The 21,586-nt window shown below is 62.9% G+C and carries 27 protein-coding genes, 1 tRNA gene and 2 pseudogenes; 21 read left to right on the forward strand and 9 right to left on the reverse strand.

Annotated elements, in window-relative coordinates; translation table 11 throughout:
• Positions 1-126: 126 nt before the first annotated feature.
• The 4 genes from FJ949_RS20675 (at position 127) to FJ949_RS20690 (ending at position 1,779) form a co-directional block, all read left to right on the forward strand.
• A tRNA-Val gene (locus tag FJ949_RS20675) sits at positions 127-201 on the forward strand.
• 196 nt (positions 202-397) lie between these two features.
• Positions 398-571 carry a hypothetical protein gene (locus tag FJ949_RS30405; protein ID WP_181165341.1) on the forward strand — a complete coding sequence of 58 codons (174 nt, stop codon included), beginning with the start codon at positions 398-400 and terminating at the stop codon, positions 569-571.
• A 305-nt stretch (positions 572-876) separates the two neighbouring features.
• Positions 877-1,134, forward strand: coding sequence for a PepSY domain-containing protein (locus FJ949_RS20685; RefSeq protein WP_140498618.1), 258 nt, complete (start codon positions 877-879; stop codon positions 1,132-1,134).
• A 168-nt stretch (positions 1,135-1,302) separates the two neighbouring features.
• Positions 1,303-1,779, forward strand: coding sequence for a hypothetical protein (locus FJ949_RS20690; protein ID WP_140498619.1), 477 nt, complete (start codon positions 1,303-1,305; stop codon positions 1,777-1,779).
• 4 nt (positions 1,780-1,783) lie between these two features.
• Here the strand turns inward: FJ949_RS20690 and FJ949_RS20695 are convergent, their stop codons facing one another.
• The gene (locus tag FJ949_RS20695) at positions 1,784-3,679 is read right to left on the reverse strand and encodes a murein L,D-transpeptidase (protein WP_140498620.1); all 1,896 of its coding nucleotides are present in this window, start codon (positions 3,677-3,679) and stop codon (positions 1,784-1,786) included.
• Between the two features lie 227 nt (positions 3,680-3,906).
• Between FJ949_RS20695 and FJ949_RS30755 the strand changes: the two are divergent.
• Positions 3,907-4,083, forward strand: a pseudogene (locus FJ949_RS30755) (TetR/AcrR family transcriptional regulator); the annotation flags it as partial.
• Between the two features lie 72 nt (positions 4,084-4,155).
• Complete coding sequence (locus tag FJ949_RS20705; RefSeq protein WP_140498621.1) at positions 4,156-4,557, forward strand: rhodanese-like domain-containing protein; 402 nt, start codon at positions 4,156-4,158, stop codon at positions 4,555-4,557.
• A gap of 7 nt (positions 4,558-4,564) precedes the next feature.
• Here the strand turns inward: FJ949_RS20705 and FJ949_RS20710 are convergent, their stop codons facing one another.
• The gene (locus FJ949_RS20710) at positions 4,565-5,476 is read right to left on the reverse strand and encodes an alpha/beta fold hydrolase (protein WP_140498622.1); all 912 of its coding nucleotides are present in this window, start codon (positions 5,474-5,476) and stop codon (positions 4,565-4,567) included.
• Positions 5,477-5,523: 47 nt separating this feature from the next.
• Here FJ949_RS20710 and FJ949_RS20715 point away from each other — a divergent pair, with 47 nt between their 5' ends.
• Positions 5,524-5,976: a MarR family transcriptional regulator gene (locus FJ949_RS20715; RefSeq protein ID WP_140498623.1), complete on the forward strand. Its 453-nt coding sequence runs from the start codon at positions 5,524-5,526 to the stop codon at positions 5,974-5,976.
• Positions 5,977-5,997: 21 nt separating this feature from the next.
• Here the strand turns inward: FJ949_RS20715 and FJ949_RS20720 are convergent, their stop codons facing one another.
• The gene (locus FJ949_RS20720; protein WP_140498624.1) at positions 5,998-6,609 is read right to left on the reverse strand and encodes a pyridoxamine 5'-phosphate oxidase family protein; all 612 of its coding nucleotides are present in this window, start codon (positions 6,607-6,609) and stop codon (positions 5,998-6,000) included.
• Between the two features lie 63 nt (positions 6,610-6,672).
• Positions 6,673-7,026, reverse strand: coding sequence for a DUF971 domain-containing protein (locus tag FJ949_RS20725; RefSeq protein ID WP_140498625.1), 354 nt, complete (start codon positions 7,024-7,026; stop codon positions 6,673-6,675).
• 196 nt (positions 7,027-7,222) lie between these two features.
• Between FJ949_RS20725 and moaA the strand changes: the two genes are divergently transcribed.
• From moaA to FJ949_RS20790, 13 genes and pseudogenes are all read left to right on the forward strand, one after another.
• Positions 7,223-8,218, forward strand: a complete 996-nt coding sequence (moaA, locus tag FJ949_RS20730) for a GTP 3',8-cyclase MoaA (RefSeq protein ID WP_140498626.1) — start codon at positions 7,223-7,225, stop codon at positions 8,216-8,218.
• A gap of 54 nt (positions 8,219-8,272) precedes the next feature.
• Positions 8,273-8,746, forward strand: a complete 474-nt coding sequence (locus FJ949_RS20735; RefSeq protein WP_140498627.1) for a hypothetical protein — start codon at positions 8,273-8,275, stop codon at positions 8,744-8,746.
• Between the two features lie 119 nt (positions 8,747-8,865).
• The gene (locus FJ949_RS20740) at positions 8,866-9,225 is read left to right on the forward strand and encodes a hypothetical protein (protein WP_140498628.1); all 360 of its coding nucleotides are present in this window, start codon (positions 8,866-8,868) and stop codon (positions 9,223-9,225) included.
• A gap of 119 nt (positions 9,226-9,344) precedes the next feature.
• Positions 9,345-10,265, forward strand: a complete 921-nt coding sequence (locus FJ949_RS20745; protein WP_140498629.1) for a DMT family transporter — start codon at positions 9,345-9,347, stop codon at positions 10,263-10,265.
• Between the two features lie 42 nt (positions 10,266-10,307).
• Positions 10,308-10,397, forward strand: a pseudogene (locus FJ949_RS31090) (molybdenum cofactor guanylyltransferase MobA); the annotation flags it as partial.
• A 50-nt stretch (positions 10,398-10,447) separates the two neighbouring features.
• Positions 10,448-10,957, forward strand: a complete 510-nt coding sequence (gene mobB, locus FJ949_RS20755; protein WP_140498630.1) for a molybdopterin-guanine dinucleotide biosynthesis protein B — start codon at positions 10,448-10,450, stop codon at positions 10,955-10,957.
• 159 nt (positions 10,958-11,116) lie between these two features.
• A complete protein-coding gene (locus tag FJ949_RS20760; RefSeq protein WP_140498631.1) occupies positions 11,117-11,902 on the forward strand; it encodes an ABC transporter substrate-binding protein in 786 nt (261 codons plus the stop codon).
• A 74-nt stretch (positions 11,903-11,976) separates the two neighbouring features.
• On the forward strand, positions 11,977-12,693 hold the full coding sequence (locus tag FJ949_RS20765) for an ABC transporter permease (RefSeq protein WP_140498632.1): 717 nt from the start codon (positions 11,977-11,979) through the stop codon (positions 12,691-12,693).
• Entirely contained in the window at positions 12,690-13,514 is an 825-nt protein-coding gene (locus FJ949_RS20770; protein ID WP_140498633.1) for an ABC transporter permease, read from the forward strand. Before FJ949_RS20765 ends, FJ949_RS20770 begins: the two co-directional genes overlap by 4 nt.
• 110 nt (positions 13,515-13,624) lie before the next feature.
• The gene (locus tag FJ949_RS20775) at positions 13,625-14,494 is read left to right on the forward strand and encodes an NAD(P)-dependent oxidoreductase (protein WP_140498634.1); all 870 of its coding nucleotides are present in this window, start codon (positions 13,625-13,627) and stop codon (positions 14,492-14,494) included.
• Positions 14,495-14,501: 7 nt separating this feature from the next.
• Entirely contained in the window at positions 14,502-15,185 is a 684-nt protein-coding gene (locus FJ949_RS20780; RefSeq protein ID WP_140498635.1) for a DNA alkylation repair protein, read from the forward strand.
• 12 nt (positions 15,186-15,197) lie between these two features.
• Positions 15,198-15,776, forward strand: coding sequence for a GNAT family N-acetyltransferase (locus FJ949_RS20785; protein WP_140498636.1), 579 nt, complete (start codon positions 15,198-15,200; stop codon positions 15,774-15,776).
• Between the two features lie 47 nt (positions 15,777-15,823).
• Complete coding sequence (locus FJ949_RS20790) at positions 15,824-16,393, forward strand: DUF3299 domain-containing protein (protein ID WP_140498637.1); 570 nt, start codon at positions 15,824-15,826, stop codon at positions 16,391-16,393.
• A gap of 46 nt (positions 16,394-16,439) precedes the next feature.
• Here the strand turns inward: FJ949_RS20790 and FJ949_RS20795 are convergent, their stop codons facing one another.
• From FJ949_RS20795 to FJ949_RS20810, 4 genes are all read right to left on the reverse strand, one after another.
• Positions 16,440-16,931, reverse strand: coding sequence for an Lrp/AsnC family transcriptional regulator (locus tag FJ949_RS20795; RefSeq protein WP_006205209.1), 492 nt, complete (start codon positions 16,929-16,931; stop codon positions 16,440-16,442).
• Between the two features lie 108 nt (positions 16,932-17,039).
• Positions 17,040-17,657, reverse strand: coding sequence for a uracil-DNA glycosylase family protein (locus FJ949_RS20800; protein ID WP_224518976.1), 618 nt, complete (start codon positions 17,655-17,657; stop codon positions 17,040-17,042).
• Between the two features lie 2 nt (positions 17,658-17,659).
• The gene (locus FJ949_RS20805) at positions 17,660-18,271 is read right to left on the reverse strand and encodes a glutathione S-transferase (RefSeq protein WP_140498639.1); all 612 of its coding nucleotides are present in this window, start codon (positions 18,269-18,271) and stop codon (positions 17,660-17,662) included.
• Positions 18,272-18,320: 49 nt separating this feature from the next.
• Complete coding sequence (locus tag FJ949_RS20810; protein ID WP_140498640.1) at positions 18,321-18,944, reverse strand: thermonuclease family protein; 624 nt, start codon at positions 18,942-18,944, stop codon at positions 18,321-18,323.
• 73 nt (positions 18,945-19,017) lie between these two features.
• On the opposite strand from FJ949_RS20810, the gene FJ949_RS20815 reads away from it, so the two are divergent.
• Positions 19,018-20,538, forward strand: a complete 1,521-nt coding sequence (locus FJ949_RS20815) for a HAMP domain-containing sensor histidine kinase (RefSeq protein ID WP_140498641.1) — start codon at positions 19,018-19,020, stop codon at positions 20,536-20,538.
• Between the two features lie 37 nt (positions 20,539-20,575).
• On the opposite strand, the gene FJ949_RS20820 is transcribed toward FJ949_RS20815, so the two are convergent.
• Positions 20,576-21,574: a nicotinate-nucleotide--dimethylbenzimidazole phosphoribosyltransferase gene (locus FJ949_RS20820; protein ID WP_140498984.1), complete on the reverse strand. Its 999-nt coding sequence runs from the start codon at positions 21,572-21,574 to the stop codon at positions 20,576-20,578.
• Positions 21,575-21,586 lie beyond the last annotated feature (12 nt).

The raw sequence follows: 21,586 nt of genomic DNA on the forward strand, positions 1-21,586 counted from the left end.
GCCGGCGCTTGAAAGAGTATGACGAAACCTGAAGCGATTGCCCCCTGTGAGAACGCCGGACACCGCCTTGACTTACCCGGCCGCCCTCCCTTATATCGCGGCTCGCTTGGCCTTCGGGCAACGAGCGGGCGATTAGCTCAGCGGGAGAGCACACCCTTCACACGGGTGGGGTCGCAGGTTCAATCCCTGCATCGCCCACCATCCAACTAAACTGATTTGTTGGATGACTAGGCCCCTCCACTTTGTCCAAAAAAGCTACTGGCGCGTAGGCCAAACAGCTTGGCGCCTCGCCCTTATTGATTTTGGGTTTCCGTCACCATCTGTCGGTTTGTTTGTATGCAAATCAGTTGGGCGACGCTATGGTAGCTTCCTCAACGTCAGATTCTCGGGGGAGAACATGGCAGAACACGCCGTTGAAATCGTCAGGGAAAAGTCGTGGTCGGTTCGCGTGACCGTCAATGGCGTCACCACCACCGTCCCATTCTCAGCCGAAAGCTATGCGCGCTCATACGCCGACGGTCAGGCGTTCCGGCTGGGTGTGCAGGTGGCAGAGCTTAAGCGGTCAGCCTGACGCGTGGGGGGTTGAGAAGCCCTCCGAAAAATTGCAGGTAGGCGACGAAAGCCGGATCATGTGGGGCGACGGCGAGCGGGCTCGGCCCGTGCGGCCGAGCAGGTATTCGAGAATCGCGATCGATTCGACCATGATCATTCGCCGTCTTGTAGCGCCGGGACAAAGCCGGCGGGGTTGATTGCAAGAAAATCGGGAATTGCTCGAGGGCAGTCACAAAGCCGATGCATAGCCTGGCCATCCATCCCGCCTGGGGAACAAACCTCCCCATCACTGAGTTTCCCCCTGTCGAAACTTGAGGGAAAACCATGACCAGATTTCTCGTGGCGACAAGCGTCGCCATTCTCCTCGGCGCCGGGCCGGCCTTCGCCGCGGACGACAAGCCTTTGCCGCCGCCCAATGCCAAGAAATTGTCCGACATCATCGCCAAGGTCGAGCAGCGCGATGGCTTCCGCTATGTCAAGGAGGTCGACTGGGATGATGGCGCCTATACCGTCACCTACTACACCGCCGACAAGGCGAAGGTCGAAATCACCTATGATCCGGTAACAGCCGAGCCCAGATAGCTTCGTCAGGAGAAAACCTGCGGGGGCGAGCAACCCGTATTGCGATCCCTCCCCGCAATGATCACCGGTCCCAATCTGAAAATGCCGAGCCTGCGGCGTGAGATGTGCCTGCCCTTGCGCCAATGCACCTTTGATGGCTGATTACAGCGGAGCTTCACGGGGGTATGCATGGCGACGGCCAGGCATGTGTTGAAACGTATCTTGATGGTGCTTGCCGGCTATCTCGTCGCCGCGCTGGTCGGTCTGATCGCCGTTGTCGCGATCTATGCCGTGCTGAGCTCCCTACCCAATGCGCCCCGGCATTTCGACCTCATGGGCGTCTCGCCGATCGCGGCGCTGGTGGTGCCGCCGGTCGGCATGTTCATCTATTTCCTGACGATCGTGCTGACCGGGGTGCAGACATTGGTGTTCGCATTGATCGCCGAATGCTTCTCGTTGCGCGGCTTCTGGCTCCACATGCTCTTCGGCGGGGCGGCGGCGGTCGGCGGCTTTGCCCTGATCTGGCCGAGCGCGCTCGAGGACATGGCCCCGGAGCGCTGGGCCGACATCGGCATCATCGCCGCTGCAGGCCTGGTCGCCGGGCTTGTCTACTGGCTGATCGCAGGGCGCGACGCCGGTTTCCGGCGACCGCTCTCGGCCCGCTGAATTCTCAGCTCGACGGCGAGCGTGCTGCTTCGGTAGCGTCCAGGGCTTGCTTCAACCGCGTGTCCCGGTCGTAGACGTCGTTGAAGTATTCGACCTTGCCGGACATGTCGGGCCATGCGGTGAAATAGGCGACATAGACCGGAATCGTGCGCGTCACATTCTCGGTCGCGTGCCCGTGCTTCAGCTTCTCGGCGATGTAGTCGACCGACGTGCCCAGCACCGCAGCCGCCATGCCGCGCGGGTCCTGCAACCGCACGCAGCCGTGGCTGAGCGCACGCATATCGCGCTGGAAGAACGACTTCTGCGGCGTGTCGTGCATGTAGATGGCGTGCTTGTTGGGGAACAGGATCTTCAATTCGCCCAGCGCATTGGCCTCGCTCGGGAGTTGGCGCACGCTGTAGGGGATGTTCGCGCCATAGCCGCCCCAGTTGACCGCCGAGGACGGAATGCGCTTGCCGCGCGAATCGGTCACCTCATAGCCGGCCCGGTCGAGATAACCCGGATCGCTGCGCAATCTCGGCAGCATTTCGTTGACGATGATCGACTGCGGCACCCCCCAATAGGGATGGAAGTCGACCTGCTTGATCTGGTCGTAGAAGAAGGCGGTCTGGTTGGTGGTCCTGCCGATGACCGCACGGGTTTTCAGCTTTTCCTCGCCATTGTCGATGTAGCTCGCCGTGAAGGCCGGCTGGTTGATGAACACACGCGGGCTGCCGAGGTCGGATGGCAGCCAGCGCAGTTCTTCCAGCGCCACCTGTACCTTGAGCAGCCGGTCGGCCTTGGACGTTCCGGCCAGCGACGCGACGGTGCGCGGTCCGATGACGCCGTCGCCCTTCATGCCTGCCTTTTGCTGCACCGCCTTGATGACCGGGACCAGCTCAGGGAGGTAGATGTCGCTGGTGGCGAGCCGCGACAGCACTTCGCCGTAGGCGCCGCCCATCTCGTCGTCGAGATTGCGCGCGATCAGGCTCAGCAGCTTGGGAAGCTCGGGACTGGTTTCGCCCGGCTTCAGCAACAGCTTGGGATCGACGACGATCTCGTTTTCGGCGCTCGCTTGCAGCGACTCCAGCTCGACGCGCAGCGCCTGGTACTCCGGGTTCTGCGGATGCCGCGATTCGAGATAGGTGCGCACTTCCTGGGTGTGCGCCAGCGTCTTCAAAACGCCTTCCATGTCGAGCGGCTTGGCGGGGAAATCATAGTAGCCGGTCATGCGGTTGGGTTCGACGCGGCCGCTTTGGGCATCATGGACATAGCGAAGCACGCGAGCCGACAGCGCCATTTCGAAGCGCACGAACTCCTTCAAACGTGCAGCGGCGTCACCAGTCGACGCAGCGGCGGTCGGCACGTCGACCGTGTAGTCGGACGGTGCCAGGCCGTAGCTCGCCGCCTCGCCAAGCACCCGCACCGCGTCCTGTGCGCGGCTGTTGGCGTTGGCTCCGGTCACCCAGATGAAATCCGGATTGGCCGAATAATAGGCGATCAGCGCCTTGGCGATATCCGGCTCCGCATAGAGCTCGTAGTCGCTCAGTCCGGCGATTGCCTCGCGAAAGGCGTTGCCGGTGGCTGAGGGCACGAAGGCGGCGTCCTGCGGCGTCGCCGGCTGCGGCGCTGCCGTAAGCGCCGAGAAGTCGACGCGCACGAGCTTGTCGGCTTTGTAGGTGTAGTAGGAAGGGCTGCTGATCTTCACGCTGCCGCCGCCACCACCGCCGGCGGATACGTTGGGGTTCGGCTTGCGCCTTGGTGGCGGAGGAGGAAACTCACCTCGCGGCTCGTGCCTTACGCCGCCGCCGAAAAGCATGTCGAAAAGCCCCTGCGCGCCTGCTTGCGGCGTTCCCAGGGCCAGCGTCGCCACGAGCGCTGCAAGCGGCAACGCGGTAGCTTTGTTTCCCGGCAATTTCATGGTCACCCGCTCCAGCCGCAACCGGCTCCGTTCCGCACGCTCGTGCGTCTTGCCCACCGCATGGCGGATGTAAGACGCGACTATACCGATTCATACCGATTTCGTTAAGCTTTCATAAATTTTGGGGCAGCTGTGGCAGAACGGTTTCACAACATCGTGACGGCCGGAGCGGACACAATCCGCTCCGGCCGTCGAAGCCCAGGGGCGTCGTCAGACCTCGGCGCATGGCCGTGGGCGAATTGCCGAGGAGTTTCGACTGCGAAGCCGCTGCGACCTCTTTCGCGACGGCTCAACACGGCATGTCGATCCAGGCGCGCGACGGTGCTTCGCATGCGGCCCTGCTGGCGACCGCGGAGGGGGCCTTGGCGGCCTGGAAGACGATAGCCGGTCCCGACGCGGGATGACAAACGCCGGGCGTTGTGCTCGAAATCCGAACGGACGGAGCGCCAGTCTAAACGGGCCGGGAGGATCGAACGGTGAAAAAGGGTTATCGCGAACTGCTGGACGAGGCGAATGCCGAGATCGAAGTGCTTTCGCCCGAGGAAGCGGCAGCCCTGATCGAGGACGAAGGCACCATCTTTGTCGACCTGCGAGATCCTCGCGAGATTGAACGCGACGGCAGGATTCCCGGCGCGAAACATGTCACCCGTGGCATGCTGGAATTCTGGATCGATCCCGAGAGCCCTTATCACAAGCCGTTCTTCGCTTCGGGAAAGAGCTTCGTGTTCTTCTGCGCCGGCGGCTGGCGTTCGGCGCTCGCCACCAAGACCGCGCAGGACATGGGGCTGTCGCGGGTCAAGCATATCCTTGGCGGCTACACCGCCTGGAAGGCGGCCGGACTGCCGGTGGAACCCGGCGAGAAGAAGAAACAGCCCTGATTGCGGTTCAATGGAGCAGCGACGGCTCCCGCTGCGCGGCCACGAAGCTGACGGCGCGTTCCACCACGCCCTTGTCCGCCAGGATGCGGCGATGGCCGAGCCCTTCGGCCCAGTGGAGCAACACATGGTCACCGGCGCCGGCATAACGCCAGGCATGATCGGCCGAGACTTCGCGATCGTCGGGTGCGTGGATGACCAACGTCGGCACCGGCGCCTGGGCAAGCTGCCGATCGCCGGTGAATTCGTGCAGCGGCCGGCCGGAAAGATATTCGACACGGTCCGCCATGGCGGCCTGCGAGCGCGGACCGACATTGAGCATGCGGCTGAAGTCGGCGAAGATGGCCGGCAATGAACTGGGCGCGGCGATCAGCACCAGGCGCCCGGCCGCCAGCGGCGCAATGTTCCTGATCGATCCGGCGATTGCATTGGCGGCGACGGCGCCGCCGAAGGAATGACCGACCACCGCCGCGAACGGGCCGAACCATTCGCCCGCGATTCGCACCGCATCCACGGCATTGACCATGTTCAACCGCCGGCCATGCGATTGGCCGTGGCCGGGAAGGTCGAGCGAGACGACCCTGTAGCCGGCGGCGCGGTAGCCCTCGATCAGCATGCGCATATATTCGGTGCGCGAGCGCCACCCATGAACGACGAGAACCGTTCCGGCGGACGCCCTGCCTGGCTCCGGACGGAATTCATGCACCATGACGCAGCCGGATCCGGCTTTCAGCCGGTGATGCCGCGCTTCATCCATGAAATCTGCCGCGCGGTCGACGGCACGGCGTTCGCCCTCGCTCAGCACCCTGGCGTTCGGCGTACGGCAGAACAGCTCGAATGCGGCGCGCCCGGTGAGGCGGGGGGCGACATGTTCGGCGGCCCCGAATACACCCCGGATGACCTTCAGTCCGAATGATGCCATAGTGGGAATCCATCCATACGTTCAAGCATGAACATAATAGTTCAAAGATGAACAATAAACAAGAGCTGCCCTGGGACAACCCGCGGTTTCGCAACTGGGTCGCGGTTGCGCGCGCCTGCCATGTGCTGGAGCGCACGCTTGCCGTGAAGCTCGCTCCGCTCGATCTGAAACCCGCGCAGCTCGATGTTTTGATGAATCTCTACCGCCATCCCGGCATGTCGCAGCACGATCTCGCCCGCAAGCTGCTCGTCGGCCGCTCCAACGTCACCATGCTGTTGCCGCAGCTCGAGGCTCGCGGCCTGCTGCGCCGCGAAGGCGACGAGAAGGACAAGCGCATCCTGCGGCTGGCCCTCACCGAAGCCGGCGAGGCGCTGCTGATGCAGGCGCTGAAGGTGCACATGGCGCTGATCGAGAAAGCGATGAGCCAGTCGACGCCGGAGCAGTGCGACATGATCGGCGAGCAGATGCGCAAGATCTACGAGGTGTTGAAGGACGCCTGACCGCCATTGCGGTCCAGCGGATCACCACATCGTCTTTTTTGCCCGCTCCGGCCATTCCTTGTCATAGGTTTCGCCGTCGATGTTCCTGCGGCTGGTGATCTCCAGGATCTTTCCTGGCGTCGGCAGGGACTTCGGATCGACATGCCTTTCCGGGTTCCACAGTTCCGACCGCACGATGGCGCGGGCGCATTGGAAATAGACCGTATCGACATCGATGACGCTCACCGAGCGTGCCGGCCTGCTGTCGACCGTGAACGACGCGCAAAGCGCGGCATCCGTGGTGATGCGCGCGCGGCCGTTGATGCGCAGCGTCGTTCCGGAGCCCGGCACCAGGAACAGCAGCCCGACGCGGGGATCGCGAATGATGTTTTTCAGCGAATCGGCGCGGTTGTTGCCGCGCCGGTCCGGCATCATCAGGGTTTTCGGATCGACGATGCGCACGAAGCCGGCGAGATCGCCGCGCGGCGAGCAATCCAGCCCTTCCGGCCCGCTGGTCGCCAGCGCGACGAAGGGCGAGGCCTCGATGAAGGCGGCGTATTCGGGAATGACGTGGTCGAGTTCCTTGACCACCGAGGCTTCGCCGGGCAGGCCATAGAACGCTTCAAGCTGTTCGACGGTGGTTATGATGGACATTGTCTTGTCTTCCGATCCGCCGCCCCTACTCCCGCTCCATGACATCTTGACGACGCCCGCCGGCTAACGGTCGCGGCTGAGACCCTTTTGTGCCAGCTCGGCAAGATAGGCATTCCAGCGCGCATCCTTCTCGTGGCCCAGCGTGTGCAGGTAATTCCAGGTGAAGATACCGGTGTCATGGAAATCATCGAAGGTGATGCGCACCGCGTAGTTGCCGACCGGTTCAATTTTGAGGATGGCGACATCGCGCTTGCCCGGAACGGTCACCCGCTGGTCCGGCGAATGGCCCTGCACCTCGGCCGACGGCGAGGCGACGCGCAGCAGCTCGGCCGGCAGCTCGAATGGCTGGTGGCCGGGAAAGGTCACGGAGAGCAGTTTGCGGTCTTTGGAGACCCGCAGTTCCTTCGGCGCCGTCATGGTGTTTTTCCGTTTCGAACGCCCTTCCCTACGCCGCTTCGCCGGATTGGAAAAGCCCGTACCAGGCAGCCGACATCCGGTGTCGGTCGGGGAATGTTACCAAAGATCGAGAGCGGCTATCTTGAACGACAGGCCGGATCGTATCACATAGTGATATATAACGCCGTCGTTCACAGCCACGGGAAACGCTTCACGCATGGACATGATCGATCCTTTCGGCCGCACGATCAGCTACCTGCGCGTGTCGGTCACCGACCGCTGCGATTTCCGCTGCACCTATTGCATGGCCGAGGACATGGCTTTCCTGCCCAAGAAGGACCTGCTGTCGCTCGAGGAACTCGACCGGCTGTGCAGCGTCTTCATCGCAAAAGGCGTGCGCAAATTGCGTCTCACCGGCGGCGAGCCGCTGGTGCGCAAGAACATCATGCACCTGGTCCGTCAGCTGTCGCGTCATCTCGAAAGCGGCGCGCTGGAAGAACTGACGCTGACCACCAACGGCTCGCAGCTTTCGCGTTTTGCTGCCGAGCTCGCCGATTGCGGCGTCAAGCGCATCAATGTTTCGCTCGACACGCTTGATGCCGACAAGTTCCACGCAATCACCCGCTGGGGCCATCTCGGCAAGGTCATGGCCGGCATCGATGCGGCGCAGGCGGCGGGGCTGAAGATAAAGCTCAACGCCGTGGCGCTGAAGGATTTCAACGACGCCGAATTGCCTGAGATGATGCGCTGGGCGCATGGCCGCGGCATGGACCTGACCGTCATCGAAACCATGCCGATGGGCGAGATCGACGCCGACCGCACCGACCAGTACCTGCCGCTGTCGCTGCTGCGCGCCTCGCTGGAGCGCCAGTTCACGCTGACAGACGTCCCGTTCAAGACCGGCGGTCCGGCCCGCTATGTCCATGTCGCGGAAACCGGTGGCCGGCTCGGCTTCATCACGCCGATGACCCATAATTTTTGCGAGAGCTGCAACCGCGTCCGGCTGACCTGCACCGGCACGCTCTTTATGTGCCTCGGCCAGGAGGATGCCGCCGATCTCAGGGAACCGTTGCGCGCGTCCGAAGGCAACGAGTTGGTCAGCGCGGCGATCGACGAGGCGATCGGGCGCAAGCCGAAAGGGCATGATTTCATCATCGACCGTCGCACCAGCCGCCCCTCCGTGTCGCGGCATATGAGCGTCACCGGCGGCTGATTTTCCCACGGATCTGGTGCAGGATCGCTTCCGGCTGACTGCTGGAGGAATGGAATGAAGTGCGCGCGCTCGGTATTGGCATTCGTTGCGGCGATCGCGGCAATCCCCTCGGCCGCCGCTCCTTTCACCTACACCAACGAGCGATTCGGCACGGTCTGCACCTTTCCCGATGATGTTTTCACCGACCGCCAGCCCGAACCGGACAACGGTGACGGCCAGCAATGGCTCGCGCCCGACGACGCCAGCCTGATCTGTTCCGGCATCCTGAATATCGACAACGACACGCCGAGACACTTCGTCGCGACCGAGAAAGCCAGCACGGAGGCGGGTTACAAGGTCACCTACAGCAGGACGGGAAAGGACTGGGCCGTGCTTTCGGGGCTGAAGGCCGGGAACATCTTTTATGAGCGCCGCCTGTTCGGCAAGGACGGCGTCATCCGCACCGTCTGGATCGAATATCCGCCGGCCGTGAAGCCGAAATACGACCCGCTGGTCGGCGCCATCGCCGCCAGCCTCGAGGGACCGTGACTATTGCGGCCATGCCGCAATAAATCTCCGCCGGCGGATGCCCGCCTGATTTACCCCAGCCGTTTTCGCGCCTAGCCTTCCATCCGGTAGCGGCTTTCGCTCCGTTGGGGGAAAACATTATGCGCAAATTCATCTTTTCTGTTGCCTTGCTCGGCCTCGCCGCCATGCCGGCGGCGGCGCAATCCATCGGCGGCACTTACGATGTCGCCGGCACCAATTTCGATGGTTCGGCCTATGGCGGCGAAGCAACCATCACGCTGACAAGCGGCACGACCTGCACGATCCATTGGGAAACCGGCGGCTCGTCCTCGGACGGCATCTGCATGCGCAACGACAACGCCTTCTCGGCCGGCTATGTCCTAGGCAAGGAGATCGGCCTTGTCGTCTACAAGATGGATGACGACGGCTCGCTGCACGGCCTGTGGACGATCGCCGGCAAAGACGGCAGCGGCACCGAGGTGCTAACGCCGAAGAAGTAAGGCCGGTCATCCGCGGTTGAAATTCTGGGCCGCGATCAAGGCCGTGGCCCAGCCCTTTGTCGTTGCTGTTTCGGTCCCGGCTGCTACAGGCTTTTTTCAAAGCAGAACCGGTAGAGATCTTGCCCCTTTCTCCCAATCTTCGCGGTGCGTTGTTCATGGTGGTGGCGATGGCCGGCTTCACCCTCAATGACGCCATCACCAAATATTCGTCGCAGTCGATGAACATGGCGCAGGTCATGCTGATCAGAGGCGCATTTGCCTCGCTCTTCGTCGGCCTGCTTGCCTGGCAGCGCGGCGCGCTGGTCCGTCCGCGCTCGATGCTGCAGCCGCTGGTGGCACTGCGCGTCCTTGCCGAGGCCGGCGCGACGGTGACCTTCCTGGTCGCGCTTGCCCATTTGCCGATCGCCAGCGTCTCGGCCGTCCTGCAGGCACTGCCGCTGGCCGTGACAATGGGCGCGGCCCTTGTCTTGGGCGAGGCGGTCGGCTGGCGCCGCTGGCTGGCGATCGCCGTTGGATTTGCCGGCGTGCTGGTCGTGGTGCGCCCGGGCTTCGAGGGGTTCAGCATGTTTTCGCTCGTGGCGCTGGCCAGCGTCGCCTGCTGCGCAGTGCGCGACCTCGCCACCAAGCGGATTCCGCAGGCTATCCCCACGCTGCTCGTCTCCACCGCAACGGCATTGGCCATGACCATGGTCGGCGCGCTGCTGCTGTCGCCGATGGGCGGCTGGACACCGATGACGGGAAAAGCCACTGCGCTGCTGGCGCTCGCAGCGGTGCTGGTGCTCATCGGCTATCAATTCATCATCATGGCGATGCGCTCGGGCGAGATTTCCTTCATAGCGCCGTTCCGCTATACGGCGCTGCTCTGGTCCATTGTGCTCGGCCTGCTGGTCTTCGGCGATGTCCCCGACATGACGATGATCATCGGCGCCAGCACAATCGTCGGCTCCGGCCTTTACGCGCTTTATCGTGAGCGCGTCGTCGGCCGGCGCAGGATCGTCGCGGAAAGCACTGGTCCTGCCATGGCCCCGGACGGCATATAAGTGGCTCGCGGGGAATTTTCGCGACGGCGCACGGGCTCGATGATGGTGAGAGATATTGCGGGATTGATGCTGGCCGGCATTCAATCCAGACGCAGGGGCGGTGGCGACAAGACCTTGCTGCGGCTCGAAAGCGCCCCCCGACGATCTTGCCAAGGCGGCGCGGTTGCTGCAGAGCATCTGAGATGAACAAGCGCCTCTTCGGCATCACCGGCTGGAAGAACTCCGGCAAGACGACCCTGACTGAGAAACTGGTCGCGGAACTCGTTGGGCGCGGCTGGACGGTTTCGACCGTAAAGCACGCCCATCATGATTTCGACATCGACAAGCCGGGCGCGGACAGCTTTCGCCACCGGCAGGCAGGAGCCATGGAAGTCGCCATCGTCTCCGCCAATCGCTGGGCGCTGATGCACGAATTGCGCGGCGAGGATGAGCCGGCGCTGGAAGCGATCCTGTCGCGGCTTGCGCCGTCCGACATCGTGTTGGTCGAAGGCTACAAGCGCGAAGCCCACCGCAAGATCGAAACCCGGCGCCTGGAGGCGAAGGACCGGACGCCGCTTTCGGCGGGTGACCCCGGGATCGTTGCCATTGCGGCCGACTTCGTCATCGAGGACAAAAGCCTGCCGGTGTTCGACCTCGACGACGTGAAATCGATAGCCGACTTCGTCGAGCGCGCGACCGGCCTCGTTGCTTGAGAAGTAACGTAACGGCAGAAGGACATTGCCGATTTTCGTGGTTTTGCAGTTGCTTTTTTCTTGGAAAGAGTGGGAGTATCGGGCCAGCGGGCGGTCAAAAGCACCGCCCCCACAGAGCCGTTTCGGAACGACGGCCGGGACCATAAAGAGAGGATCATTATGCGTATTGCACTGCGTATCGCGCTCGCCGCTTCGGCCGCGCTGCTGACGCTCGGCGTAGCCCAGGCCCAGGAAAAGACCCTGAGGATCGGCACCGAGGGCGCCTACCCGCCCTTCAACAACCTGACTTCCGATGGCAAGCTCGTCGGTTTCGACATCGACATCGCCCAGGCGCTCTGCGATGAGATGAAGGTCAAGTGCACCTTCGTCGCCCAGGATTGGGACGGCATCATCCCGGCGCTGCAGGCGGGCAAGTTCGACGCCATCGTGGCATCAATGTCGATCACGCCGGAGCGTGCCGAGAAGGTAGACTTCACTCACAAATACTACAACACGCCCTCGGCGCTCGCCGTCCCGAAGGATTCGACGCTGAAGGGCGTGACCAAGGAGGACCTCGCCGGCAAGAGTATCGGCGTGGCCACCACGACGACCCATTTCAACTATGCCTCGAAGACCTACACCGACAGCACGATCAAGGGTTATCCGAGCAGCCCCGAGGAACAGGCGGATCTGGCCAACGGCCGCCTCGACGCCATCGAGGATGATATCGTGGTGCTGCAGCAGTGGCTGGATTCGCCTGACGGTGCCTGCTGCAAGATCCTCGGCCAGCCCTCGCCGCAGCCGGTCGAGATTTTCGGACCTGGCGCGGGCATTGCGGTGCGCAAGGGCGAGACCGATCTGGTCAACAAGCTGAATTCCGCCATCGACGCCATCAGGGCCAACGGAAAATACAAGGAAATCAACGACAAGTACTTCAAGTTCGACGTCTACGGCGCCGAGTCCTGATAATCACCTCCAAGGGCGGCAGGGTCTCCCTGCCGCCTTACCCGATCTGGGAGCTCTGGAGATAACACCACTCGATGCCAGCCCAAAGCATATGGACACTTCTCAGTTGGGGACCCAATGGCTGGCTTGACGATATCGCCTATGGCGCGGTGGTCACCATCGCGCTGGCGCTCGCCACGCTTCCGATCGGCCTGACGATCGGCTTTTTCATTGCCTGGGCAAAGCAATCCGAAGAGCCTTCGCTGCGGCTGGCCGCGAACATTTACACCACCATGTTTCGGGGCCTTCCGGAGCTGGTGACGCTCTTCCTGTTCTTCTTCGGCATGCCCATCCTGCTGCAATACATCATCCGCTTCTTCAGGCCCGAGGCGACGATCGATGTCGACAGCTTCATCGCCGGCATGATCGTGCTCTCGCTGATCTTCTCTTCCTATGCCAGCGAGGTATTCCTTTCGGCCTTTCGCGCCATTCCGAAGGGCCAGTATGAGGGCGGCTATGCGATCGGTCTGTCGAAGTGGCTGACCATGCGCAAGGTGATCCTGCCTCAATTGCTGCGCATCGCCTTCCCCGGTCTCGAGAATTGCTGGCTCAGCCTGCTCAAGGACACAGCCCTGGTCTCGGTCGTCAACCTCGCCGAGACCTTGCGCAATGCGGGCGTCGCGGCGCGCGTCACCAAACATTCGTTCCTGTTCTACAGCGTCGCGGCGCTGGTCTTTCTCATCCTGGCAATCCTGTCTTCGATCGCCACCGGCTTCATCTTGCGGTCGCTCGGGCAGAAGGAAGCGCGATGAGCGTCACCGACACCATTGCCGTCGATCGGCCGCCGCCGCCGGCGCGCGGCTGGCCGCGTGCCCGTATCGTGGGATACGCACTCGTCGGCCTCTGGATCCTCTTCGGCTTCGGCATACTGGCCTATCTGGTCTCCGCGTGGAACGGCGAGTTCTTCGCACGATATGCGCCGGCCTATCTGCAGGGACTTGGAACCACCCTGTCGCTGGTGGCTGTGTCGATGGTGGCCGGCGCCATCCTGTCGCTGCCCGTCACCTATGGCCGCATGTCGAACAACCGGTTGCTGTCGTGGCCCGCCTATTGCTACGTCTATTTCTTCCGCGGCACGCCGCTGCTGGTCCAGGTCTATCTGGTCTATTACGGGGTCGGTTCTTTCCGCGTGCAGCTCGAATCGGTTGGGCTATGGTGGTTCTTCCGCGACGCCTTCAACTGCGGCGTGTTCGCCTTTGCGCTCAACACGGCCGCCTATCAGGCCGAAATCTTGCGCGGCGCCATAGAGAGCGTTCCAAGGGGCCAGTGGGAAGGCGCCGCTTCGCTCGGCCTGCACAAGTTGCAGACGCTGCGCAAGGTCATACTGCCCCAGGCGATCATCGTGGCCTTGCGACCCTACGGCAATGAACTCGTTCTGATGATCAAGGCCTCCGCGATCGTCGCCATCATCACCGTCTACGACCTGATGGGCAATGCGAAACTCGCCTACGCCAAGTCCTTCGACTTCCAGGCCTATGTCTGGGTGGCAATCGTCTATCTGGTGATGGTCGAGATCCTGCGCCACGGGGTCGAATGGATCGAGCGCCGGATTACCATTCACCTGAAACGGTAAGCCTACCTGATCTGTGCCAGTCGATGGCGCGGCGCGCGCCTTGACGAATCCGCCGCATGGCCTAGACCTTCCGCAACTGCAATCTTTGCTCCCGTCGGAAGGAACAAGCCATGGCATCGGTGGCATTTCTCGGTCTTGGCGTCATGGGCTACCCCATGGCCGCGCATCTGAAGAACAAGGGCGGCCATGACGTCACCGTCTACAACCGCACCGGGGCAAAGGCGGAGCAATGGGTCGCCCAGCACGGCGGCGCTCTCGCCCTGACGCCGGCGCAGGCTGCCGAAGGCAAGGACTTTGTTTTCTCGTGCGTGGGCAATGACGACGATCTGCGTTCGGTGACGACGGCAAAGGACGGTGCCTTTCAGGCCATGAAAAAGGGCGCCGTCTACATCGACAACACCACGGCATCGGCCGAGGTCGCGCGCGAATTGGCCGAGACCGCACAGGAGCGCGGCTTCTCGTTCCTCGACGCGCCGGTCTCCGGCGGCCAGGCCGGCGCCGAAAACGGCATTCTGACCGTCATGGTCGGCGGCGATCAGGCAGCCTTCGACAAAGCCAGGCCCGTCATCGACGCCTATGCCCGGATGGTCGGGCTTATGGGACCGGCAGGCGCCGGCCAGCTCACCAAGATGATCAACCAAATCTGCATCGCCGGGCTGGTGCAGGGACTGTCCGAAGGCATCCATTTCGGCAGGAAAGCCGGGCTCGACATCGAGAAGGTCATCGATGTGATCTCCAAGGGCGCAGCGGGCTCGTGGCAGATGGAGAACCGGCACAAGACGATGAATGCAGGCAAATACGACTTCGGCTTCGCGGTCGACTGGATGCGCAAGGATCTCGGCATCTGCCTTGATGAAGCCGACCGCAACGGGGCCAGACTGCCCGTGACGGCGCTCGTCGACCAGTTCTATAAGGACGTCCAGGCGATGGGCGGCAGGCGCTGGGACACATCCTCACTGCTGGCGAGGCTGGAAAAGTAGAACGCAGATGTCCCTGCCCTGCCCGAGCTGGAGCGCGGACGACGTCGTCGCTCACCTGCGCTCGATCGGCACGCAGGAAAACCGCGCCGGCATGGCCCGGTTCGGCATCAACACCGCGACGGCGCTTGGTGTAGGCAATTCGGATTTGCGGCCGCTGGCGCGCAAGCTGAAGCGCAATCACGAGCGGGCGCTTGCCCTGTGGGACAGCGGTGTTCGCGAGGCGCGGCTGGTGGCGACGTTCACCGGGGAGCAGAAAAGGATCACGGCCGAGCAGTGCCGCCGCTGGGCCGGCGATTTCGATTCATGGGAGATCGTAGACAGCGTTTCGGATCTCTTTGCTGAAACGCCGTTCCGGCGTGAGTTGATCGAGGAGTTTGCTGCCGACGAACGCGAGTTCGTGCGCCGCGCCGGCTTTGCCATGGTGGCGTGGAGCGCAGTGCATCTGAAGCAGGAGCCGGACGCGACGTTTCTCGCCTATCTGCCGTTGATCGAGGCGCATGCCGGCGATCCGCGCAATTTCGTCAGGAAGGCGGTCAGCTGGGCGCTGCGGCAGATCGGCAAACGCTCGGCGGCGCTGCATGCCCCTGCCCTTGCGCTCGCGCAAAAGTTGGCCGGATCATCCGACAAGACGGCGCGCTGGATCGGCCGGGACGCCGTGAAGGAGTTAGCTGGATCGGCCGGGACGCCGTGAAGGAGTTAACGGATGCCAAAAGGCTGGAACGGCTCACCTCCAGAAAAAGCTGATCTTGCCGATATCCGGTTCACGGAGGTGACGCCGGCAACACGCGGCGACTTCGAGATATTGTTCGAGCAGCCGGGTGCGCCAAGATATTGCTGGTGCATGGCGTGGCGGCAGTCCGTCCGCGAGCACATCCCGAATGATGAGAAAAAGCGCCAGATGATGGCACTTATCGATGCCGGCAGGCCGGTCGGCATCCTCGCCCAGATCGACGGCAAGACCGTTGCCTGGTGTTCGGTCGCGCCGCGCGAAACCTACCGAAGGCTTTCAAAGCAGCAGGACGACAGCGAGACGGGGGTATGGTCAATCGTCTGCTTTTATGTGCCAAGGGCTTTGCGCGGCCGCGGTTTTGCTTCCGCATTGCTCGATGCGGCCATTGACCACGCGTTCGCCAAGGGGGCGCATATCATTGAGGCCTATCCGGTGGGCGAGGCATCGCCGAGCTACCGTTTCATGGGGTTTCGCGACATGTTTGCGGCGCGCGGCTTTCACGACGCCGGCATGACCGGTTCTCGCCGGCATGTAATGCGGCTCGAGCGTTGACGTCGCCGGTGGCGGTGTCTTTACTCGAACGCAAAGGAAAACGTCCGATGACCAAACGTCTGATAGCCATGGCAGCGTTCGCGGGCGCGATGTCGGCTTTTACAGCCGCCCTCGCTTCGGCCGAGACCACACACATATTCTGGAAGGATTTGCGCCCGGCGACCCAGGCGGTTGCCGAAGAAGCTGGCCTGCCGATGATCGCGGCAAAATTGCCCGATCGCGGCGAGACGTTATCCCTCGGCCTGCAGGACAAGACCATACAAATAGCCGGCTATGCGTTGCCGGTCGATCGCGAAGGCGATCTTGTCTATCAATTCCTACTGGTGCCGTGGACCGGCGCCTGCAGCCACATGCCGACACCACCACCCAACCAGATCGTCCTGGTCACCCCGGCTCAGCCCTACAAAATATCGCGGGCCTACCAGCCGGTTTCCGTAACCGGCGCGCTGAAACCAGGCATGGAGAAGAGCCAGCTTTTCATCCTGGACGGCGTCTCGGTCATCCAGTCGGGCTATACCGTGCGCAAGGCAGACGTGACCGGCGTCGACACCGTGCCGGACACAATAACCCTACCGGTCAACTCGCCTTGGACTTTCCTCAACAAAAAGAAGAACTAAGCAAGGCGAGCTTGCGTGACCTTGCATGCACCAAGGCCACGCGCGCTCAGGCCGCGTTCGCGCCCGATTCCTTGTCCAGCACCATGTAATCGAGCGGGATTTCGGTCGTGTACTTGATCTGCTCCATGGCGAAGGAGGACGAGACGTCGCGAATCTCGATCTTGGCGATCAGCCGCTTATAGAAGGCATCATAGGCTGCAATGTCGGGCACCACGACACGCAGGAGGTAGTCGACATCGCCGCTCATGCGGTAGAACTCGACCACCTCGGGGAATTCCTGGATGACTTCGGAAAAACGCCGCAGCCATTCATGGCTGTGCGAATTGGTGCGGATCGAGACGAAGACGGTGACCCGCACATTGACCTTTTCATGATCGAGAATGGCGACACGCCGCTTGATGACGCCCTCTTCCTCGAGCTTCTGGATGCGCCGCCAGCAAGGGGTCGTCGACAGTCCCACTTTCTTGGCGACATCTGCGACCGCGAGCGTCGCGTCCTCCTGCAGGAGGCGGAGAATTTTTCGGTCAAGGCGGTCCATTGAAAGCTCCTGAAGGAATGGATTGGCCATAATCGGCGTTATTATAGGCTTCCACAAGAAAAAAATTCTGCTGATTGGCGGAAAAGCCGGTGGTTTCTTGCTGAATGTCTAACCGAGGCGATAGCGGATTTCCGACCTGAGGAAAGGCAGCAAATCCATTTCAAACCAGGGATTCCGCTTCAGCCAGCCGGTGTTGCGCCAGGACGGATGCGGCAGCGGCAGCACCTTCTGGCCAGCGGATTTCTCCCAGATGGAGCGCCAGTCCCTCACCGTTTCCGTCAGGGACGGGCGCCGCGCGGCACCCATGTGCCAGGACTGCGCGTAGATGCCGATCGTCAGCACCAAGTCGATCTGCGGCATGAGCCCCATCAACGGCGCGCGCCAGGCCGGCGCGCATTCACGCCTTGGCGGCAAGTCGCTGCCCTTGGCGTCCTGGCCGGGGAAACAGAAGCCCATCGGCACGATAGCGAACTTCTCGGTGTCGTAGAACTCCTCGCTGGTGACGCCGAGCCAGTCTCGCAGCCGGTCGCCCGAAGCATCGGTGAACGGCATGCCCGACAGATGCACCTTGGTTCCCGGCGCCTGGCTGGCAATCAGGATGCGGGCATTCGACGAGGGTCGCAGCACCGGGCGCGGTTCGTGCGGCAGTGGCCGGCCGATCGGATTGTCGACGCAGATGCGGCAGGCGCGAACCGTCGCGGCGAAGCTTTCGAGTTCCGCAGTCATCCTCAGGCCGCGGCACTCGGCCGGCTCGAAACCATCCGATACCAGCGCAACACATTGCTGCACTCGTCCGGCACCTTGATGCGCGCCGGTTTCATAAAATCGATGGCGATCATCCCGGTGATATCGGCGATCGAATAGGCGTCGCCGGCGGCGAATTCGCGGGTTCCCAGCTCGCCGTCGAGAAGTCGCAGGAATTCGATTGCCTTCGGCTTGTTGGCCTCGCCCCACTCGGGAATCTGCGGGATCTCCCATTCCTTCATGGCCGGATGGGTGTGGCGGAAAGCTTGCGCGACGCAGGTCAGCAGGTTGAATTCCATCCGCCTTTGCCACATCTCGACCTGCGCCTTGCCGAGCGCCCCGCGACCGAACAGTGCGGGCTCGGGATTGAGTTCCTCGAAATAGCGGCAGATGGCGACGGACTCGGTGATGACGGTGCCGTCGTCAAGCTCCAGCACCGGCAGTCGCCGCAGTGGATTGCGCGAGCTGACCGCCTGTTGCCTGTGTTCCAGCGCGCCCATGTCGACGGACACCAGCGGAACCGCGATTCCCTTCTCGGCCAGAAAAACGCGAACCCGCCTTGGGTTGGGCGCCCGGCCGCCGTCGAAGAGCTTCATTCGATCCTCCAGTTCTTGCCGGTGACGGCAGGGTTCAGCTTCCGCCGGCTTACCAGAAGCGGAAAATCTCTCGCACGGCATCGGCGATGGAGGCGAGCGTGCCATGTTTTCTCTCGACGGACTCGCCATGGTGGCTGTCGCGCCAATCTTGCGGCTGGTCGAATGTACCTGCCCAGATGCCGGCCCTTGCCGCGCGCGCGATGGCTTCCTCGCTCTCGTAATCGCCGAAAGCGACCGCCCAGCCTGCCTCGACCTGTGCGCGGTTGAGATCGGTATCGCCCGCCTTGCAATCGCCGAGCAGCCGGCCGTAACGATCGCGCTGCCAGCCGCTGCAGATGACGGGCCTGCCGGCGATCAGGCGCACCAGAGATTGGCGCGCAAGCGTGCCACAGGAATAATCGGCGCCGTTCTTGCGGCAGGTCTGGGTGTATTCCGGCGCGTCGATGCCGCGCATGCGGATGCGTTCGGCCCCGAGCGTGATCGAGTCGCCATCATTGATGATGGCGACGCCCTGTGTCTTTCGCGTCTCCACGCGATCGAGGCGCGCCGCAAGCACGATCAGCAGCCCCAGAACGATGACCGTCAGCCCATAGTCCAGCAATTTGCGCCATGGGGTTCGCGGGCGCGGCGCAGCGTACCGCCGGCGCGGTCCTTGCGACCAGGAACGGCTCATATGGCAAACGGTTGGTTAATCATTCGAACGTAGCTTAACACCTTGAAATGCCGCCCGCATAATTGAAGTCTTCATGCCTTTGCAACGCTCGAACACAGCGGACAAATTCATTGTGGACCGCAGGAAACGCCATCGCAACAGCGATGTCGCGCGCGCGGTGCGCAAGACGCGCGACCGTCTTTCGCAACAGGCCGGCAATCCGGATTTCGATCGCGAACTGCTGAGACTCCATGCGCGCGCGATGACCAGCGGGGCCATTGCCATTCCGCTGCTCGTCCTGGCGATCGCCGCGCTTGGCCGGCTGGCCGGCATCGGCAATGAGATCATTCTCTGGGCGCTGTTCACCCTGACCTGCTACACGATGTTGGCTTTCATGGCGCGCCGCGTCGAACGCGTGGAAGCGTCCGATCTTAACCCGTTGCAAACCCAGAGAGAATTCCTGTTCGCACATTTCCTGTGCGGCCTCGGCTGGGGCTGGTTCGTCTGGCTCGGCTGCGGTGCCTGCGCGGTCGACCAGTTTCAGGTGGTCAAGGCCGTGGTGCTGCTGCTTGCCATGGCCGGAACCGCTATCATGGCCTCATCCCTGCGCGGGGCGTTGCTGGCGACTTTCGCTGTTCCGGTGACGCTTTACGCCTACGCCGAAATAAGGCTGTGGATGCCGGTCGGGGCGATCATGGCCGTACTGCTCGTTCTTTCGCTGCCTTTCTTTGCCTATATCGCGCGGAACCTCAACCGCTCCTCCCTGATGCTTTTGTCGTTCCGCTCCGAAAAGGACGCACTGATCGCCGAAGTCGAGACCGCGAAATCGATGTCGGACGAGGCGCGGCGGCGCGCGGAAGATGCCAATCTGGCCAAATCGCGCTTTCTTGCCTCGATGAGCCATGAATTGCGCACGCCGCTCAACGCAATTCTCGGTTTTTCCGAAGTGATGTCGAACGAAGTGCTGGGGCCGATGAGCAATCCCACTTATCGCGACTATGCCCATGACGTGCACGAATCCGGCCAGCATCTTCTCGACCTCATCAACGAGATCCTCGACCTGTCGCGCATCGAGGCCGGCCGGTACCAGCTCAATGAAGAGCCGGTGATGCTGCTCGGCATTGTCGAGGATTGCTGCCACATGATGGAGTTGAAGGCGCGCAACAAGGATATCCGCGTCATTCAGGATTTCGAACATGCCTTGCCGCGCCTGTTCGCCGACGAGCGCGCGGTGCGCCAGATCACCCTCAACCTCTTGTCCAACGCGATCAAGTTCACCGCTACCGGCGGCGAAATCCGCGTGCGCGTCGGCTGGACGGCCGGCGGCGGACAATACATCTCGGTCAGGGACAACGGCCCCGGCATACCGGAAGACGAGATCCCGGTAGTGCTTTCGGCCTTCGGCCAGGGTTCGATCGCCATCAAGAGCGCCGAACAGGGCACCGGACTTGGTCTGCCGATCGTGCAGGGCCTGCTCGCCATGCATGGCGGCGAATTCCAACTTCATTCCAAGCTGCGCGAAGGCACAGAGGCGATTGCCATCTTCCCGCTGAGCCGGGTAATGGAGGAACTCCCGGCCCTGCCGACCGCGGCGGTCGCGGCGCGTCGGCGTTGACGCGCCTCATGCGTGGAATGAGCGACGAATGCTCGGCCTAGCCGCGAACGGCCGCGGCCATGCCCGAACTGGTCAGTGCCGCTGCCTTGATTAGGCCGGCGGCAAGTGCCGCGCCTACTCCCTCGCCGTGGCCGACGCCGAGGTCAAGCAAGGGGCGAAGGCCAAGGCGCTCGGCGGCCTGCGCATGCGCGGGCTCCGGCGACAGGCCGGCGAGCAGGCAATGATCCAGTGTCGCAGGATTTGCGGCATGCAGCACCGCCGCCGCGGCCGTTGCCGCAACTCCGTCGAGCAGCACGGGGATTCTCTGCATCCGTGCCGCAAGGATGGCGCCGGCTATCGCCGCGAACTCACGGCCACCGAGCCGGCGCAGCACCTCCAACGGTTCATCGAGATGGCCGGCGTGGAAAGCCAGCGCCGCATCGACCACCTCCGCCTTGCGCGCCTGCATCGCCGCATCGGCGCCGGAGCCCGGGCCGACCCAATCGGTGCCCTTGCCGCCCAACACGGCCGCGAACAGGGCCGCGGCGACGGTGGAATTGCCGACGCCCAGATCGCCGAGGCAAAGCAGGTCGGCGCCGCCGGCGATCGCCTCCATGCCGAAGGCCATGGTCGCGGCGCAACCCCGCTCGTCGAGTGCGGCATCCTGCGTGATGTCGGCTGTCGGAATATGCAAGGCGAGATCGAAAACCTTCAGCCCGAGGTCGTTGGCGACGCAGACCTGGTTGATCGCTGCACCGCCGGCCGCACACAGTTCGACGGCGTTGGCGGTCGCCGCCACGACTCTCGGCGAGACGCCGTGCCTGACAACACCATGGTTGCCGGCAAAGACCGCGACCAGAGGCCGCGTCACTGCCGGCGGCGCACGGCCGCTCCATGCTGCCAGCCAGGCAGCGATATCCTCGATGCGACCAAGCGAGTTCCTTGGCTTGTCCGCCTTGGCGAACAGCGTTCGCACACGGGCCTCGGCTGTCGTGTCGGCCGCCGGCAGGTTGGCCAGCAGGTTACGGAAATCGTCGAAGGGCTGTGCTCTGGTCATGTCGTGGAAATC

Source organism: Mesorhizobium sp. B2-4-1, from assembly GCF_006442185.1.
GTDB lineage: Bacteria > Pseudomonadota > Alphaproteobacteria > Rhizobiales > Rhizobiaceae > Mesorhizobium.

Bases quoted from the DNA above. Each gene is read 5' to 3' on its own strand.
- FJ949_RS30405 (WP_181165341.1), top strand. From the start codon at position 398: ATGGCAGAACACGCCGTTGAAATCGTCAGGGAAAAGTCGTGGTCGGTT.
- FJ949_RS20685 (WP_140498618.1), top strand. From the start codon at position 877: ATGACCAGATTTCTCGTGGCGACAAGCGTCGCCATTCTCCTCGGCGCC.
- FJ949_RS20690 (WP_140498619.1), top strand. From the start codon at position 1,303: ATGGCGACGGCCAGGCATGTGTTGAAACGTATCTTGATGGTGCTTGCC.
- FJ949_RS20695 (WP_140498620.1), bottom strand. From the start codon at position 3,679: ATGAAATTGCCGGGAAACAAAGCTACCGCGTTGCCGCTTGCAGCGCTC.
- FJ949_RS20710 (WP_140498622.1), bottom strand. From the start codon at position 5,476: ATGGCATCATTCGGACTGAAGGTCATCCGGGGTGTATTCGGGGCCGCC.
- FJ949_RS20715 (WP_140498623.1), top strand. From the start codon at position 5,524: ATGAACAATAAACAAGAGCTGCCCTGGGACAACCCGCGGTTTCGCAAC.
- FJ949_RS20720 (WP_140498624.1), bottom strand. From the start codon at position 6,609: ATGTCCATCATAACCACCGTCGAACAGCTTGAAGCGTTCTATGGCCTG.
- FJ949_RS20725 (WP_140498625.1), bottom strand. From the start codon at position 7,026: ATGACGGCGCCGAAGGAACTGCGGGTCTCCAAAGACCGCAAACTGCTC.
- moaA (WP_140498626.1), top strand. From the start codon at position 7,223: ATGGACATGATCGATCCTTTCGGCCGCACGATCAGCTACCTGCGCGTG.
- FJ949_RS20735 (WP_140498627.1), top strand. From the start codon at position 8,273: ATGAAGTGCGCGCGCTCGGTATTGGCATTCGTTGCGGCGATCGCGGCA.
- FJ949_RS20740 (WP_140498628.1), top strand. From the start codon at position 8,866: ATGCGCAAATTCATCTTTTCTGTTGCCTTGCTCGGCCTCGCCGCCATG.
- mobB (WP_140498630.1), top strand. From the start codon at position 10,448: ATGAACAAGCGCCTCTTCGGCATCACCGGCTGGAAGAACTCCGGCAAG.
- FJ949_RS20760 (WP_140498631.1), top strand. From the start codon at position 11,117: ATGCGTATTGCACTGCGTATCGCGCTCGCCGCTTCGGCCGCGCTGCTG.
- FJ949_RS20765 (WP_140498632.1), top strand. From the start codon at position 11,977: ATGCCAGCCCAAAGCATATGGACACTTCTCAGTTGGGGACCCAATGGC.
- FJ949_RS20770 (WP_140498633.1), top strand. From the start codon at position 12,690: ATGAGCGTCACCGACACCATTGCCGTCGATCGGCCGCCGCCGCCGGCG.
- FJ949_RS20775 (WP_140498634.1), top strand. From the start codon at position 13,625: ATGGCATCGGTGGCATTTCTCGGTCTTGGCGTCATGGGCTACCCCATG.
- FJ949_RS20780 (WP_140498635.1), top strand. From the start codon at position 14,502: ATGTCCCTGCCCTGCCCGAGCTGGAGCGCGGACGACGTCGTCGCTCAC.
- FJ949_RS20785 (WP_140498636.1), top strand. From the start codon at position 15,198: ATGCCAAAAGGCTGGAACGGCTCACCTCCAGAAAAAGCTGATCTTGCC.
- FJ949_RS20790 (WP_140498637.1), top strand. From the start codon at position 15,824: ATGACCAAACGTCTGATAGCCATGGCAGCGTTCGCGGGCGCGATGTCG.
- FJ949_RS20795 (WP_006205209.1), bottom strand. From the start codon at position 16,931: ATGGACCGCCTTGACCGAAAAATTCTCCGCCTCCTGCAGGAGGACGCG.
- FJ949_RS20800 (WP_224518976.1), bottom strand. From the start codon at position 17,657: ATGACTGCGGAACTCGAAAGCTTCGCCGCGACGGTTCGCGCCTGCCGC.
- FJ949_RS20805 (WP_140498639.1), bottom strand. From the start codon at position 18,271: ATGAAGCTCTTCGACGGCGGCCGGGCGCCCAACCCAAGGCGGGTTCGC.
- FJ949_RS20810 (WP_140498640.1), bottom strand. From the start codon at position 18,944: ATGAGCCGTTCCTGGTCGCAAGGACCGCGCCGGCGGTACGCTGCGCCG.
- FJ949_RS20815 (WP_140498641.1), top strand. From the start codon at position 19,018: ATGCCTTTGCAACGCTCGAACACAGCGGACAAATTCATTGTGGACCGC.
- FJ949_RS20820 (WP_140498984.1), bottom strand. From the start codon at position 21,574: ATGACCAGAGCACAGCCCTTCGACGATTTCCGTAACCTGCTGGCCAAC.